The organism is Lacticaseibacillus sharpeae JCM 1186 = DSM 20505 (assembly GCF_001436225.1).
Lineage (GTDB): Bacteria > Bacillota > Bacilli > Lactobacillales > Lactobacillaceae > Lacticaseibacillus > Lacticaseibacillus sharpeae.
This window is the reverse complement of record NZ_AYYO01000055.1, coordinates 37,684-51,282: the sequence shown is the minus strand read 5'-3', so window position 1 is coordinate 51,282 and position 13,599 is coordinate 37,684. Positions and strand designations below refer to the sequence as shown.

Below are 13,599 nucleotides of genomic sequence, written 5' to 3'. Positions count from 1 at the left end.
GGTATTAGTTTAATTGTAGTGGTGCCAGTGCAAGGCACCCATAAGTGCGTTATTGTGCATGTTTCTCGGTAAGTATAAATTAGATACCTGTAAAGAACAAACGGCATAATGGAGGATTATTATTTATGAAATATCGTAAGTTAGGTAAAACTGGCTTCAACATCAGTGAAGTGTCCCTGGGCACATGGCAACTTGGCGGAAAGTGGGGTGCACCATTTGACCGCGCCGAGGCGGACGCCACGCTGGAAGCAGCATACGAACACGGCGTGAACTTCTTCGATACCGCGGATGGTTATCAGGATGGCGAAAGTGAAAAGGCGGTCGGGGCGTTCATCAAGAAGCACCCGAATGTGCACTACACCACTAAGATTGGGCGCAAAGAGACGCCGCTGAGTGATGCGCACTTCACGCCCGCAGCATTGCGCCGGTATGTGGATGACTCGCTGCAGAACATGGGCGTTGATTCTCTCGACCTCGTGCTGCTGCACTGCCCACCAATGGCCAAGTTTTACGATCCCGAGATGTTTGCGGCGCTGGATGCCATGCAGGCGGAAGGCAAGATTCAGCATTACGGCGTGAGTGTGGAGCGCGTTGAAGAAGCAATCAAGGCGCTGGATTACAACGTGGCGGCGGTCGAAATCATCTTCAACATGTTCCGCTTACGGCCTGCAGAACTATTCTTTAAACTGGCTAAGGCGCACAACGTCGGGATTCTGGCGCGAGTGCCCCTGGCAAGCGGCCTGCTGACGGGGAAGATGACCGCCGACACCAAGTTTGCCCCAACTGATCAGCGGAGCAACAACCGCCACGGCGAACTGTTCGACAAGGGCGAGACCTTCTCCGGCGTGGACTACCTCACCGGGGTCAAGGCCGCGGCCGAGCTCAAAGAACGCCTGCACACCGACAACCTCGCAGGTACGGCGCTGCGTTACATCCTGATGTACGACGCCGTTTCCGCCGTAATCCCAGGTGCCAGCAACCCGACCCAGATTGAGCGCAACACGATTGCCTCCGACCTGGCGCCATTGACCCCGGCACAAATGGACGTGGTCGCGGATGTTTACAACAAGGAAATTAAGAATCCTGTGCACTATCTCTGGTAAACAATGTGGCGTAAATCAACTAAATAACAGCAAAAATCCCCGGAACATTGATAATCGTGTTCCGGGGATTTTGCGTATTATCGGTTCAAAATATTGCCAACCGATGTTTTCGAGATGTTCAGTAGTGCCGCAATCTTGCGGTAGCTTAGCCCTTGATCGCGCAGGGTGACGATTTGTTTTTGCACGGCAACGGGGATGCCGCGGTGTTTGGTGGCATCTGGGTTGAAGGCCAGCGGCGTTAGGTTCAGTGCGCACGCCTGGCCGCCAGATTGGTGCGCCACTTTTTGTGCATCGAGCTGGCTGGTGGTGACCCACATGGCGTGAATGTCGCGCGTCCATGACGGTAGCAGCAGCAAGTTGTCGGATTCAAGGAACTCGCCGCGGTCGTTGACGACGGTGTACTGGTTTAGTTCAATTGTTGTCATGTGTGGTCGCCTCCCGTAGTTATTAACTTCATTATAGCGCTTTTACGGCCGAAAAATGGCAAGAAAAATGCCCGGTATGACTGGAATTAGGGTATACAAAAGCCAGTTATGCCGGGCGTAATATTTAATGATTAATCGGAGCAACTATTGCTGACTTAGACGCCGCATAATCTTGGGCACTGCGGCAGCAACCTGCGATGGCACAGCGACGTACTGGTCCGCGGCCAGCAAATCAGCGGCGGCGCTGTGGGTCCACACCGCGGCGGCGACAACGTGCACATTAAAGCCAAATTGCCCGCAAAATGCCGCGATGACGCCGGTCAGCGTGTCGCCCGTTCCGCCGGTCGCCATGGCGGGGCCGCCGCTAGTGTTCCGGAATGCGGCGTGATCGGCGATGGTGCGGGTTGGCGCCCCCTTGGCCACCAAAATGCCGGGCAGTTGGTCGTGGGCCACGACTGGGAGCACGATGTCGGTTTGGGCGGGTGGGGCCAGTTGCACCAGCCGCTGTAGCTCAATCGGGTGCGGGGTCCAGATGGTCTGCTGATGCAGCACCTTAATGTGATTTTCTGCAATCAGGGTGATAGCTGAACCATCGATGATGAGCGCAGCACTGTCAGTGACCGCACTGAGGACCAGGGACAGGATGCCGAGTGCGGCAGCATCAACGCCGAGGCCGGGGCCGACGACGATGACGTCGGCCTGGCGCAACAAAATCGGCAGGTTAGCGTCAGCCCAGTCGATGACCATTGCTTCGGGGAGCCGGGCGTGCAGTGGGGCGTGGTTCTTAGCCGCCGTGGCGACGGTGACCAGACCGGCCCCAGCGTAAACTGCAGCTTGCGCACTCATGATGGCCGCGCCGCCGAAACGTTCGTTGCCAGCTACGATGACGATGTGGCCGTTTTGGCCCTTGTAATTCGCGTTGTTGCGGGGCCGCACCACCTGGGCCGCCATTGATTCCGTGAAGTCTTGCATGGCAATTTCCTTTCTCAATCAATCTACGTTAAGTGTACTGCTAACCGGAATTATTGGGCAGATTTTCACGCGGATAATGCGCCCAAATTACGCCTGCGGATTGGCTACGACAAAGCCGAAATGCGGCATGTCGATTCCGTAGTAGTGCTTCACGATTTTGCCGCGCACCAGCATCCCGTTCCTAATCGCTACGTTCATCGAGGCCAGGTTGTTGTCGCGGATGATGGACCAAACTTCCGGGACGTGGAGTTCATTAAAGGCGTACTCCTTGGCACCGCGGGCCGCTTCGATGGCGTAACCCTGGTGCCAGTAATCGCGCTGAAGCAGGTAGCCGATTTCAACCACGCGCTGACCGGCGAAGTCCTGCATGGTGAGTCCGCACTGGCCGACGAACTGGTCGTCAGCTTGGCGGATGACGGCCCACAAGCCGAAGCCGTCTTCGCGGTAGCGCCGCAGGTTGTTGGCCAGCCACGCATCCACTTCGGCATCCGTGAACGCGTGGGCGTAGGCGTACATGGCCGTCTGATCCTGCAGCGTTTTGCGTAGCGCTGGGACATCGGCAGCGGTCATTTCTCTGGTGTAAAGGCGCGCAGTGGTGTAAATCATGGCAATTCCTCCCTGGTGGCGTTGCTGTTATTGTAGCATTTCGTCGGCACCTGATTCGGGTGAGCATGCAATAATAATGGCGTATAATCAACTAATACATAGTTTACCGTTATGGAAGGAGGCTGCCGCCATGGTTTACCTGGAGGATTTCACGCTGGCCAATGAGGATCAGGAGTGGGAGTTTTTCATCGCGCAGAAGAGCCGTGCGTACTCGAATTACTATCCGTTTCAATTGTTCCCTGTGAAACAAGTGCCGACGCTGACCTTTGAACCCATCACGATTCTTTACGGGGACAACGGGTCGGGGAAGTCGAGTCTGCTGAACGTGATTGCTGAAAAACTGGGGCTGAAGCGGGGCGCACTGTACAACCGTTCCAGCTTTTTCGAGGATTACCTTGCTCTGTGCAATTACACGATGCATGTGCCGTTGCCGGAAGATTCGGCCATCATTACGAGTGACGAGATTTTCAACTACATGCTTGATTTGCGCGCCCTGAACCAGGGCATCGACAACAAGCGCGACGAAATGTTCAAGGACTACCTGGACCACAAGTTCGGCACGGTTGAATACCATGACCTCAGCGATTACGACGAGTTGAAGAAGACACTGGAGACGCGGCGCAAAACGCAGTCGCGGTACGTGCGCGATAACTTACAAAAGAATGTGGTGGAACATAGTAATGGCGAGTCAGCGATGCAGTTTTTCACTGAGCGCATTCAGGACAATCAGTTGTACTTGCTGGACGAACCAGAGAATTCACTGTCCCCGGCGCGGCAACAGGAATTGGTGCAGCTGCTAACGGACAGCGCGCGGTTCTTCGGCTGTCAGTTCATCATCGCGACGCACTCGCCGTTCGTTCTGGCGCTGCCCGGCGCGAAGATTTACGACCTGGACACTGTGCCGGTGGTGACGAAGAAGTGGACGGACTTGCCTGAGGTACAGGTGTACGCGGAGTTCTTCCGCAAGCACGCGGACCAGTTCGAGCAATGAGATGGAGGCAATTATGGCAAAAGTAGTGGTGTTGAACGGTGATGTTGTCAACTACGACGGGCAGATTGACTGGCAGGCCTTGGCGGATGATGTGACGGTGTACGGCGTAACGGCGACGGACGAAATTCTGGCGCGCGTGGCGGGGGCTGAAGTGGTGGTGACCAAGGAAATGCCGTTGCCGGGCGCGATTGTCCGGCAATTTCCCGCCAGCGTACGCCTTGTGGTCGAAGCCGGGACGGGCTACAACAATCACGACCTGCACGCACTGCGAGACATGGGTATCACCTTAACCAACATCCCCGCCTACAGCACGCAGCGGGTTGCCCACACGGCAATCATGTTGATGCTGAACCTGGCCAGTTCCATGCAGGTGCAGCTGCGGATGCTGGCGCGCGGCGACCACCGCAACTTTAGTAATCACCTGCTTGTGCCGCACGTGGAGTTGAACGGCAAAACGCTCGGGGTGGTTGGCTTTGGCCATATTGGCCGCGAAATCATCAAGGTGGCCCAAGCACTGGGGATGCACATCCTGGTTGCCACGCGCACCAAGCGGGCGGATCGGGATGGCATTCACTTCACGACGCAGGCGGAATTACTGGCCCAAAGCGATTTTGTTTCGCTGAATTTGCCGTTGACGGAGCAAACGCGGCACATGATTAACGCGGAAACGTTGGCGCAGATGAAACCGAGCGCGTTCCTGATTAATACCGCGCGCGGCGGCCTCGTGGATGAGCCGGCGTTGATTACGGCGCTGCAGGCTGGAACCATTGCGGGGGCTGGCCTGGATGTCCAGGAAGTGGAACCCCTGCCCGATGACAGTCCGCTGTTTGACCTGCCGAGCGTGATTGTGACGCCGCACATGGGCTGGCGGGGCCTGGAGACACGGCAACGGTTGGCCCGTTTGGTGGGCGCAAACATCACGGCGTTTCTTGCCGGTAAGCCGATTAACGTGGTGGGGGACTAATGAAACAAACAGCTAACGATATTTTCAACGCAATCAAAAATGATCCGGATAACGCCGAATTCACCGCGGCTGGCATTGATCCGCTCTATCATTTTGAACGGGACGCCACGATTCTGATTGTTAGTCAGGCACCCAGCCGTTCCGCTCAGGCCGCCAATACCTACTGGCGGGACGCTTCCGGTGACCGGCTGCGCGCGTGGATGGGCGTGACCAGTGATGAATTTTACAATGCTGGCAAAATCGCGGTGGTACCCCTAGATTTCTACTATCCAGGCAAGGGTAAAAGTGGCGACTTGCCGCCGCGCAAGGGCTTCGCGGAGAAATGGCACGCCCCGCTGCTGGCCCTCATGCCGCACGTGCAACTCACCCTGCTCATTGGCATGTACGCGGTGAAATATTACCTGCCAAACCGCGAGAAGACGCTCACGGAAACGGTGCGTCACTATGCCGATTACGCGCCGTACATGCCGCTGGTGCACCCATCCCCGCTGAACTACGGCTGGCTGCACAAGAATCCGTGGTTTGCGGCCGATGTGCTGCCGGATTTGCAGCAACAAGTGCGGACGCTGTTGTAATAGCCACGCGATTTGACACCTGAATTATGTTAACTCTTGCACAATGTCCATTTGTGACTATAATCAGTGGATATTGGAGGGGTAATTATGACACAACTTAATGCAGATAACTTAGCGGTGCGGGTGCACGCGTTGTTGGCTGATGACGCGGTGCCTACTAACGAACGCGAAATGCTCGCGGCAGCTGAGGCAGAACTAGCTAAGGGGACGAACACAGACCGCGTGGTTCGCAAATTAAGCAGCCAGCTTGGCGGCCTGGCGATGCAGCAGAAACTGAGTAAGCACACCCTGAGCTTCTTTAACGAGCTTGGCCAGGTGCAAACCGGCGTCAGCAAGCGCGGCACTGGCCTTAGTCAACTGGGTATTTAAATATTTATCAATTGCACGCTCACAGTGATGTGGGCGTGTTTTTTGTGCAGCCGCAAGTAGTCTGTCCGTTTATGACTGCGGTAATTTAGCGTATTATCAAGATAATTAATCGATTGGAGCGCGAATCATGAAGCACATCACTGCAGGCATCATCGCCCACGTGGACGCGGGCAAAACAACATTATCTGAAGCCATGCTCTACCAGACCGGCGCGGTGCGGAAACTCGGCCGGGTGGATAATGCGGATGCGTTCTTGGACACGGACAGTTTGGAAAAGAAGCGCGGGATTACCATTTTCGCCCACCAGGCTCAGGTCCAGTTTGACGACCTTGAGCTCACGCTGCTGGACACGCCGGGGCACGTGGACTTCGCCAGCCAAACCGAGCAGGTACTGAGTGTGCTGGATTACGCAATTCTGGTTGTGTCGGCAACTGATGGTGTGCAGGGTTACACGCGAACTTTGTGGCGCTTGCTTGCGCGTTACCACGTGCCCGCCTTCATCTTCGTGAACAAGATGGATGCAAGCGGCGTGGATCAGGCGGCCGTGCTCACACAGTTGCAGAGCGAATTCCCTGGAGCCGTGGACTTCACCGCGGCCGCTGATGGGCAGTTGCCAGATGCGGCGCTGGAAGAGATTGCGCTTCAAGATGAGGCATTGCTAGATGCGTACATGGAGAGCGGGACGGTGGCGCCGGCGCAGATTCAGGCGCTAATTAAGCAGCGACAAGTGTTCCCCGTGTACTTCGGTGCAGCGCTCAAACTCACCGGTGTGGATGCGATCATGACGGGGCTGGCGCAGTGGACGCAGGAACTGATGCCCGTCAGTGCTGACTTTGGCGCCCGCGTGTTCAAGATTACCCACGACGATAACGGCGAGCGGCTCACCTGGCTGCGCGTGACCAGCGGGGAATTGCAGACCAAGGCGGTGCTGAACGACGAAAAAGTGAACCAACTCCGGGTGTACAACGGGGCGAAGTTCACGGTCATTCCGGTTGCCACAGCGGGGACGGTGTGCGCAGTCACTGGGCTCACAAAGACGTACCCCGGGCAAGGGCTGGGCGCACTGGCGGCCGGCTTGACCCCCGCCATTACCCCAGTGTTAACCTACGCTGTGCAGCCACAAGACGGTGACATCCACGCCTGCCTAACCGCTTTGCGCGTGCTGGAGGACGAGGACCCACTGCTCAAGGTGACCTGGTCGGAGCACTTGCAGGAGATTCGGGTGCAAATCATGGGGACGGTGCAGCTGGAAGTGCTGCAACAGCTATTGCAGGATCGCTTTAACCTCAATGTCCAGTTCGATGCCGGCAGCATTTTGTACAAAGAAACCATTACGGACACGGTCGAGGGTGTCGGTCACTTCGAACCGTTGCGGCACTACGCGGAGGTGCACTTGTTGCTGGAACCGGGACCAGTCGGTAGTGGCGTACAGTTCGCGACGGATTTGCCGCTGGATATTCTCGGCCGCAACTGGCAGCACCAGGTCATTGCCAATCTTGGCGCCAAGGAGCACCTCGGCGTACTGATTGGCGCGCCCGTGACTGACATGAAGGTGACCCTCATCGGCGGTCGCGCCAGCATCAAGCATTCCGTCGGCGGCGATTTTCGTGAGGCCACTTGGCGTGCAGTGCGACAGGGACTGATGGAGTTGAAACAGCGTGGGGCGTGTGCGCTGCTGGAACCCTGGTATCACTTTCGCCTTGAGGTCGCCCAAGACCAGGTGGGTCGGGCGATGACGGACATTCAACGGATGAGCGGCACGTTTGCGGTCAGTGATGCGAGCGGTGATGGCAGCCGGGCCGTGTTGACCGGTGATGCACCCGTGGCCGAAATGCAAAGTTACGCGCAGGACGTGCGGGCGTACACGCACGGTCAAGGCCAGCTGGAGTGCATCGTGGCGGGCTACCGGCCGTGTCACAATGCGGATGCGGTGGTTGCAAACGCCGCTTACGACCCGGTGCGTGACCTAGAAAATACGCCGGATTCCGTCTTTTGCGCGCACGGCGCTGGTTACCCGGTGGCGTGGAATGACGTCCCGGCAATGGCGCACGTGGCGTACCGAATTTAACGGAGGAGCTTATGCTGTATTCGCAAGTTGACCTGACTAAATTGACGGACAACCAAATCACACACCTGCTCTATGACTTTCGGGATGATGGCCAAGATGGGGATATTATTCTGGTGGTTGGTAGCCGCAAAACGCTTGTCTACCGCATGCCACTTGCGGTTAACCTGTACCATGCTGGGCGTGCACCGCGGATGTTGTTATCAGGCGGTGTGCAGTGGCCAGATTGGTCCGACACTGAAGCCCACTTGATGCGGCAGTATGCGTTGGATTGCGGCGTGCCAGATGCGGCGATCACCGTCGAAAACGAGTCCGATAACACCATCGAAAATGCGGAATTTTCGGCGCGAATACTGACGAAAACGGGGATGCCCCAGCGAATTTTGGTTGTGACCAACAGCTTCCACATGTTCCGCTTGGTGGCATTGCTGCGAACGTACCTGCCAGCGTCAGTTGCGTTAACTTACTGTGCGGCGGATGACACGAATACGCGGGAAGGTAACTGGTTCAAGACTGATGTTGGGCGCATGCGGGTGGCACACGAAATGACTAGCGTGCAGGCGGGGATTGCTGCGGGTGTGATTCGGGACTTTGAGGTGGAACTGAAAGATTAATACTTGAATCCTCAAGTTCTATACGCTCCACTCCGCTCTGTGGTGTACAATCGACTCGTACATATTTCACAAAAAGGATGGCTACAACATGAAGATTGAAGAAGGCTACATGCCATTTCGCGGGTTCAAGACGTATTACCGCATTGTGGGCGAGAAGACGCCGGGGAAGGCACCGCTGCTGCTGATTCACGGTGGCCCTGGTTCCTCGCATAACTACTTCGAATTGATGGATGATTACGCTGAAACTGGCCGCCAGCTCATCATGTACGACCAGGTGGGCTGCGGGAAGTCCTCACTGCCTGAAGACGAGTCCATCTACGTGAAGGAAACCTGGGCGGAAGAACTGATTGCGCTTCGCAAGTACCTGCACCTGGACGAGATTCACATGCTGGGTCAGTCCTGGGGTGGGATGCTGGAAATGTTTTATCTGACCCAGTACGAACACAAGGGCATTAAGTCCGTTATGATTGACGGTTCGCCGGCCTCCATCAAGCTGTGGACTAAGGAACAGCACCGCCTGATTTCCTACCTCAGCTACGAAGACCGCGCGGCGATTGCTGAAGCGGAACGGACCGGCGACTTCTCCGGCCCCAAGTACCTGGCTGCCAACGACCGCTACATGGAACGCTACTGCTGGGACGACCCAACGGCAGATTCCCCAGAGCCATTGCGCCGGCCAACTAACGGCAAACGCGCCAGCTTGATTGCTGAAGGACCCAACGAATTTACCGAGAACGGCACGATTAGCGACTTCGAAGTGACCGACGATTTGCACAAGATTGATGTGCCCGTTCTGGTTACCAACGGGACCGACGACCTGTGCACGCCACTCATCGCCAAGTCCGTATACGACCACATTCCAGGCGCCAAGTGGCACTTGTTTGCAAACAGCCGCCATCTGGCCTTGCTCGATCAGCACGATGAGTTTATTTCCGTGCTGGATGGCTGGTTGAAAGCGAACGATTAATAAATTAATCAAGAGTCACGATTTACGTAAATTACGTATGTCGGGGCTCTTTTTTAACGCGTGCCATGGGTTTCCCGTGCTGCATGTTGTACACTCGAAGTAACGATTTTGCGCAAAACTATTGACGGGAGTGACCAGCATGCGGAATAAATTCGAGGCGTTTGGGTTCTTGTTCTCTGCCGCGCTTTTCGTGCCCATCATCGCGGCAAGCGGCATCGTGCTGAGCGACGTGCGCATTGCCGGGCTGAACATCCTCGACTCGATGACCTTCATCACGGTGGTCATGACCGTTGTGTATGGCGTGCGCGGTGCGTGGCTGGAGCACCGGCATAAGGAAGATGAACAGGCGCACGACAAGATAATGATGTTCTATGCGTGCTTGATGTTGGTGCTCGGTTTAGTGATTGCGGAGGTATGGACGCGATGAAGATGCAGATGGGTTTGGCCCACGACCAGTTCTTGCTGGTAGCGGCGGGCACTAAGACGGTGGAGATTCGGCTGAATGATGCCAAGCGGCGGCAATTGCAGGTCGGCGACACCATTGAGTTTGTGGATACGACAACGGAAAAGATGCAAGTCAAGCGGGTGCGGGGGTTGGAAAAATTTGCCACCTTCACCGAACTTTACACCCGCTACGGTGGCCGCCAAGTAGGTAGTGCGCCGGAAGATTCAGTTGCCAAGATGGTGGCGGACACGTACACGATTTACACGCCGGCCCAGGAACATGAATTCGGAGTGCTGGCGATTCATATTGGAGGCTAAAGTATGGACGAGAGTAACTACCGCGCCGAGCAGCTGCAGGCGCGGCTGAACGAGATGAGTCGCACGGACTTGCTGCGGGCCATCATCGCCATTGATGACTTGGCTCCGGATGCAGTCGGCCGCGTTCTGGGACTGACGAGCATTGCGCAACTGGGTGCGGAGGCCCACGCGCACCAGGACGAACTAATTGCGGACGTGCGGCAGCAGCTGGCCGACAAACACCTCGGTAGCGCCGATGCGTACGACATGCTGGATGATTTCAGTGAGCTGGTTTCTCAAGACATGCGCGTGGCGGCTGGCGGTGAGTACGCTGAGGGGATTGGCCAGATCCTTGAGATTATTCAGCTGTTCCCGTGGTTTGCGGATCGCACACACAATGTGATTCAGCCGGGCATGGGCGGCATGTGGCTCGACAGCGTGGCGGAGAACCTGGCGCCGCTGCCCGACACGGAAGACGCACAGAAGGCCAAGCAGCTGGTTGCGCGCGCGCTGGCTGATCCGCAGTTTGCGGGGATGCAGAAGTTCTTGCAGCAGTTTCAGGCAAAACTATAAACGCAGTAACGGGCTGGCGGTTGGGCGGCCCGTTTTTTTGCGCGAAATTTTACATCCGGTTGTTGACAGTTAGTGGTACCTTGTTTTAATATATACCGGTACCTAGCAAAAGAAAGTAGCAGAGAGCTAGGACGCAGATTTTGCGTGCAAGTAGGTTAGCTACCTAGTAATACAACTTAATCGATGAAAGTAGGCATAAAGATGAACGCAATTGAAGTTAACAATGTGACCAAGAGCTTCGGGCAGGTGCACGTGCTCCGGGCCGTGTGCCTGACCGTGCGCCAAGGCGAGGTCTTCACCTTGCTCGGCGAAAACGGGGCAGGGAAGAGCACGCTCATTAATATTTTGACCACCCTGTCGCGTGCAGACGCGGGCACGGTGACCGTTCTGGGCCAGGACGTCGAGCAAAATGGCAACGCAATTCGGCAAAAAATCAGCTTGAACGCGCAGGCCACGACGCTGGACGCCGAGTTCTCTGGCTACGCGAACCTCAAGCTGATTGCCCAGCTGCGTGGTGGCCGCAACTATCAGCAGCAACTGGATACCTTAATCGAGCGGCTCAGCCTGGGCGATTTCATTCAGCGCAAGGTGAGCACATATTCCGGCGGGATGCGGCGCCGGCTGGACCTTGCGATGTCCCTAATTGGTGATCCCGCCGTGATTTTCCTCGACGAACCCACAACCGGGGTGGACCCCAAGAACCGTCTGGCGTTGTGGCAAATCATTCGCGAACTGCGCGATGCGGGCAAGACGGTGTTCCTAACCACGCAGTATCTCGATGAGGCCGACCAGCTGTCCGACCACATCGCGTTCATTAAGGACGGTCAGATTGTGCGCCAGGGGACACCCGGCGAGATTAAACGCGTTGCCCAGCCGGGGTATCAGGTGCGTGTCGCCGCGGCGGATTGGGACCAGGCGGCACCAATTTTTGCTGCCCATCACGTGCCGGCCACCGTTGATACGCCCGTGGCCTTGACTGCTGAAGGGGCACCGGCAGTGTTGCAGGCGTTACTGGCAGCTGGAGTGACGGTGCAGAGCTACACGCAGGATGAGGCCAACCTCGAGACGGTCTTCATGAACATTAACCAGTAAGCAGGGGGGAAAAATCATGCACGCGATTAAACAATTATTTTTATTAACCAAACGGATCACCAAGCAGAACCTGACGAACGCGGACACGCTCGTAACGGTGGTGGCGATGCCGGTGTTCATGTTGCTGTTCTTCGTGTACGTCCTTGGGGGCAACATCGTCACTGCTTCCGGGGCCAGCGCACAGAGCTATCTGCGGTACGCACTACCAGGTTTCCTCCTGTTAACGGGGGCGATGGGCTCCGCGTACACGGCGATGCGGATTAACAACGACCAGACCAGCGGGTTCTTGAACCGCCTGCACTCCCTGCCGATTCAGCGGTGGGTGATTCTGGGGTCACACGTGCTGGCGTCCGTGTTCTTCATGCTGCTGGCAGAATTGATGGTGTTCCTGGTGGGTCTGTTAATGGGGTTTCGCCCGCATACCGACTTGGCCGCGGGACTGGGATTCATCGGCCTGTCCGTGCTCTTTGCCCTGGCCATCACGCTTCTGGCCATTCCGTTTTCGCTCAAGGCACAAAACTACGCGAGTGCGGGTGGGTTCTCCTACATTCTGCTGATTCTGCTGTTCGTAAGCTCAGCGCTCATGCCGACGACGGGGATGGCGCGGCCCGTGCAGTGGTTTGCTGAGCACCAGCCGATGACGCCCATCGTGAATGCAGCGCGCAAACTGCTCGATAGTGGGGCGGTGGTGCACGCCAGCGTCGTGCAGCAGGCCATGGTGTGGCTCGTCGCGGGCAGCGTGTTGTTTGCGGTGCTGTCTTACGTGACGTACCAGCGAGTTTACGTGCGGCGCTAGGCTGAGCATGGTAGAATTTACCCTGACGGAAGGCGGTCAGGGAGGCGAGAGGATGCACCTGTCACGGAAGCATAAAATTATTATTATCAGTGCCACGGTGGGGGTACTCCTGCTTGGGGTGCTGTTGTGGCACTATTTCCCGGCGCTGCGGCTGCTGAAACAGCCAACGTTCGACCGGGCAACGTTCATCCGTGAATTCCGCGGCCGGGGCCCGCTCGCCGCGGTACCGATTGCGCTCTTGCTGGCCGCGGTTAGCCTGATTCCGGGGGCCCCGAATTCGGTGATTGCCATCGTCAGTGGGATTTGCCTGGGTGCACCGCTCGGGTTCGTCGTCAACGTGGTTGGCTTAACCATCGGCAACGCGCTCGGGGCACTTCTGGTCAGCCGTATTGCGGAACTCAGAAAGCAGCAAAAGCCGTCCCGAATTCTGGATGATTTGCTCAAAATGCGCCACCCGAAGCTCGGGATTGCGCTCGGGTATTCGGTGCCGTTCGTGCCCAACACCCTTGTGCACATCGCGGCGGCCGACCTGAAGATTAACCGGCAAACGCTGCTCGGCCTCATCTTCGCGGGCAGCATTCCCACCGCGTTCTTCTACGCGTTCGGTGGGGACGCGGTGCTGCACCTGAACGTGAAGCGACTGGTCTTCGTGGCGGTGTTGATTGCGGCATCCGCGGGGGTAATCAGCTTGATTCGCCGGGACCGGAAGCGGGAAAAGACGAATTAGTGTACATTAAAACGGCCAT

The 13,599-nt window shown here is 56.8% G+C and carries 17 protein-coding genes; 14 read left to right on the top strand and 3 right to left on the bottom strand.

All coding sequences use genetic code 11. The features are described 5' to 3' along the window. Nucleotides 1-125 precede the first annotated feature (125 nt). On the top strand, nucleotides 126-1,103 hold the full coding sequence (locus FC18_RS10010) for an aldo/keto reductase (RefSeq protein WP_054677058.1): 978 nt from the start codon (nucleotides 126-128) through the stop codon (nucleotides 1,101-1,103). Nucleotides 1,104-1,180: 77 nt separating this feature from the next. Here the strand turns inward: FC18_RS10010 and FC18_RS10005 are convergent, their stop codons facing one another. From FC18_RS10005 to FC18_RS09995, 3 genes are all read right to left on the bottom strand, one after another. Continuing rightward, a complete protein-coding gene (locus FC18_RS10005) occupies nucleotides 1,181-1,528 on the bottom strand; it encodes a helix-turn-helix domain-containing protein (protein WP_054677061.1) in 348 nt (115 codons plus the stop codon). A 144-nt stretch (nucleotides 1,529-1,672) separates the two neighbouring features. Continuing rightward, on the bottom strand, nucleotides 1,673-2,500 hold the full coding sequence (locus tag FC18_RS10000) for an NAD(P)H-hydrate dehydratase (protein WP_054677064.1): 828 nt from the start codon (nucleotides 2,498-2,500) through the stop codon (nucleotides 1,673-1,675). Between the two features lie 87 nt (nucleotides 2,501-2,587). Then, nucleotides 2,588-3,106, bottom strand: a complete 519-nt coding sequence (locus FC18_RS09995; protein ID WP_054677067.1) for a GNAT family N-acetyltransferase — start codon at nucleotides 3,104-3,106, stop codon at nucleotides 2,588-2,590. A gap of 130 nt (nucleotides 3,107-3,236) precedes the next feature. Here FC18_RS09995 and FC18_RS09990 point away from each other — a divergent pair, with 130 nt between their 5' ends. The 13 genes from FC18_RS09990 to FC18_RS09930 all read left to right on the top strand — a co-directional run bounded on the left by FC18_RS09990 (nucleotide 3,237) and on the right by FC18_RS09930 (nucleotide 13,580). Then, the gene (locus FC18_RS09990) at nucleotides 3,237-4,097 is read left to right on the top strand and encodes an AAA family ATPase (protein WP_054677069.1); all 861 of its coding nucleotides are present in this window, start codon (nucleotides 3,237-3,239) and stop codon (nucleotides 4,095-4,097) included. Nucleotides 4,098-4,110: 13 nt separating this feature from the next. Continuing rightward, nucleotides 4,111-5,061, top strand: coding sequence for an NAD(P)-dependent oxidoreductase (locus FC18_RS09985; protein ID WP_054677072.1), 951 nt, complete (start codon nucleotides 4,111-4,113; stop codon nucleotides 5,059-5,061). Further along, nucleotides 5,061-5,636: a uracil-DNA glycosylase family protein gene (locus FC18_RS09980; RefSeq protein WP_054677075.1), complete on the top strand. Its 576-nt coding sequence runs from the start codon at nucleotides 5,061-5,063 to the stop codon at nucleotides 5,634-5,636. Before FC18_RS09985 ends, FC18_RS09980 begins: the two co-directional genes overlap by 1 nt. Before the next feature lie 87 nt (nucleotides 5,637-5,723). Then, the gene (locus FC18_RS09975) at nucleotides 5,724-6,005 is read left to right on the top strand and encodes a bacteriocin immunity family protein (protein ID WP_054677077.1); all 282 of its coding nucleotides are present in this window, start codon (nucleotides 5,724-5,726) and stop codon (nucleotides 6,003-6,005) included. A 127-nt stretch (nucleotides 6,006-6,132) separates the two neighbouring features. Then, on the top strand, nucleotides 6,133-8,073 hold the full coding sequence (locus tag FC18_RS09970) for an elongation factor G (protein WP_056976204.1): 1,941 nt from the start codon (nucleotides 6,133-6,135) through the stop codon (nucleotides 8,071-8,073). Between the two features lie 11 nt (nucleotides 8,074-8,084). After that, on the top strand, nucleotides 8,085-8,684 hold the full coding sequence (locus FC18_RS09965) for a YdcF family protein (protein ID WP_054677082.1): 600 nt from the start codon (nucleotides 8,085-8,087) through the stop codon (nucleotides 8,682-8,684). 88 nt (nucleotides 8,685-8,772) lie between these two features. Next, entirely contained in the window at nucleotides 8,773-9,651 is an 879-nt protein-coding gene (pepI, locus tag FC18_RS09960) for a proline iminopeptidase (protein WP_054677085.1), read from the top strand. 139 nt (nucleotides 9,652-9,790) lie between these two features. Further along, nucleotides 9,791-10,078 carry a hypothetical protein gene (locus FC18_RS09955; RefSeq protein ID WP_054677088.1) on the top strand — a complete coding sequence of 96 codons (288 nt, stop codon included), beginning with the start codon at nucleotides 9,791-9,793 and terminating at the stop codon, nucleotides 10,076-10,078. Between the two features lie 2 nt (nucleotides 10,079-10,080). Beyond that, nucleotides 10,081-10,413, top strand: a complete 333-nt coding sequence (locus FC18_RS09950; RefSeq protein ID WP_054677150.1) for an ASCH domain-containing protein — start codon at nucleotides 10,081-10,083, stop codon at nucleotides 10,411-10,413. A gap of 3 nt (nucleotides 10,414-10,416) precedes the next feature. After that, nucleotides 10,417-10,965 (top strand): hypothetical protein, encoded by a 549-nt coding sequence (locus FC18_RS09945; RefSeq protein ID WP_054677090.1) that lies wholly within the window; start codon nucleotides 10,417-10,419, stop codon nucleotides 10,963-10,965. A 201-nt stretch (nucleotides 10,966-11,166) separates the two neighbouring features. Continuing rightward, nucleotides 11,167-12,057, top strand: a complete 891-nt coding sequence (locus FC18_RS09940; RefSeq protein WP_054677093.1) for an ABC transporter ATP-binding protein — start codon at nucleotides 11,167-11,169, stop codon at nucleotides 12,055-12,057. A 16-nt stretch (nucleotides 12,058-12,073) separates the two neighbouring features. Continuing rightward, entirely contained in the window at nucleotides 12,074-12,853 is a 780-nt protein-coding gene (locus FC18_RS09935) for an ABC transporter permease (protein WP_054677095.1), read from the top strand. Between the two features lie 52 nt (nucleotides 12,854-12,905). Next, nucleotides 12,906-13,580, top strand: a complete 675-nt coding sequence (locus FC18_RS09930; protein ID WP_056976202.1) for a TVP38/TMEM64 family protein — start codon at nucleotides 12,906-12,908, stop codon at nucleotides 13,578-13,580. The last annotated feature ends 19 nt before the right edge of the window (nucleotides 13,581-13,599 follow it).

What these genes read in the sequence shown, in the direction of transcription:
- FC18_RS10010 (WP_054677058.1), top strand. Translation starts at nt 126, where the DNA reads ATGAAATATCGTAAGTTAGGTAAAACTGGCTTCAACATCAGTGAAGTG.
- FC18_RS10005 (WP_054677061.1), bottom strand. Translation starts at nt 1,528, where the DNA reads ATGACAACAATTGAACTAAACCAGTACACCGTCGTCAACGACCGCGGC.
- FC18_RS10000 (WP_054677064.1), bottom strand. Translation starts at nt 2,500, where the DNA reads ATGCAAGACTTCACGGAATCAATGGCGGCCCAGGTGGTGCGGCCCCGC.
- FC18_RS09995 (WP_054677067.1), bottom strand. Translation starts at nt 3,106, where the DNA reads ATGATTTACACCACTGCGCGCCTTTACACCAGAGAAATGACCGCTGCC.
- FC18_RS09990 (WP_054677069.1), top strand. Translation starts at nt 3,237, where the DNA reads ATGGTTTACCTGGAGGATTTCACGCTGGCCAATGAGGATCAGGAGTGG.
- FC18_RS09985 (WP_054677072.1), top strand. Translation starts at nt 4,111, where the DNA reads ATGGCAAAAGTAGTGGTGTTGAACGGTGATGTTGTCAACTACGACGGG.
- FC18_RS09980 (WP_054677075.1), top strand. Translation starts at nt 5,061, where the DNA reads ATGAAACAAACAGCTAACGATATTTTCAACGCAATCAAAAATGATCCG.
- FC18_RS09975 (WP_054677077.1), top strand. Translation starts at nt 5,724, where the DNA reads ATGACACAACTTAATGCAGATAACTTAGCGGTGCGGGTGCACGCGTTG.
- FC18_RS09970 (WP_056976204.1), top strand. Translation starts at nt 6,133, where the DNA reads ATGAAGCACATCACTGCAGGCATCATCGCCCACGTGGACGCGGGCAAA.
- FC18_RS09965 (WP_054677082.1), top strand. Translation starts at nt 8,085, where the DNA reads ATGCTGTATTCGCAAGTTGACCTGACTAAATTGACGGACAACCAAATC.
- pepI (WP_054677085.1), top strand. Translation starts at nt 8,773, where the DNA reads ATGAAGATTGAAGAAGGCTACATGCCATTTCGCGGGTTCAAGACGTAT.
- FC18_RS09955 (WP_054677088.1), top strand. Translation starts at nt 9,791, where the DNA reads ATGCGGAATAAATTCGAGGCGTTTGGGTTCTTGTTCTCTGCCGCGCTT.
- FC18_RS09950 (WP_054677150.1), top strand. Translation starts at nt 10,081, where the DNA reads ATGCAGATGGGTTTGGCCCACGACCAGTTCTTGCTGGTAGCGGCGGGC.
- FC18_RS09945 (WP_054677090.1), top strand. Translation starts at nt 10,417, where the DNA reads ATGGACGAGAGTAACTACCGCGCCGAGCAGCTGCAGGCGCGGCTGAAC.
- FC18_RS09940 (WP_054677093.1), top strand. Translation starts at nt 11,167, where the DNA reads ATGAACGCAATTGAAGTTAACAATGTGACCAAGAGCTTCGGGCAGGTG.
- FC18_RS09935 (WP_054677095.1), top strand. Translation starts at nt 12,074, where the DNA reads ATGCACGCGATTAAACAATTATTTTTATTAACCAAACGGATCACCAAG.
- FC18_RS09930 (WP_056976202.1), top strand. Translation starts at nt 12,906, where the DNA reads ATGCACCTGTCACGGAAGCATAAAATTATTATTATCAGTGCCACGGTG.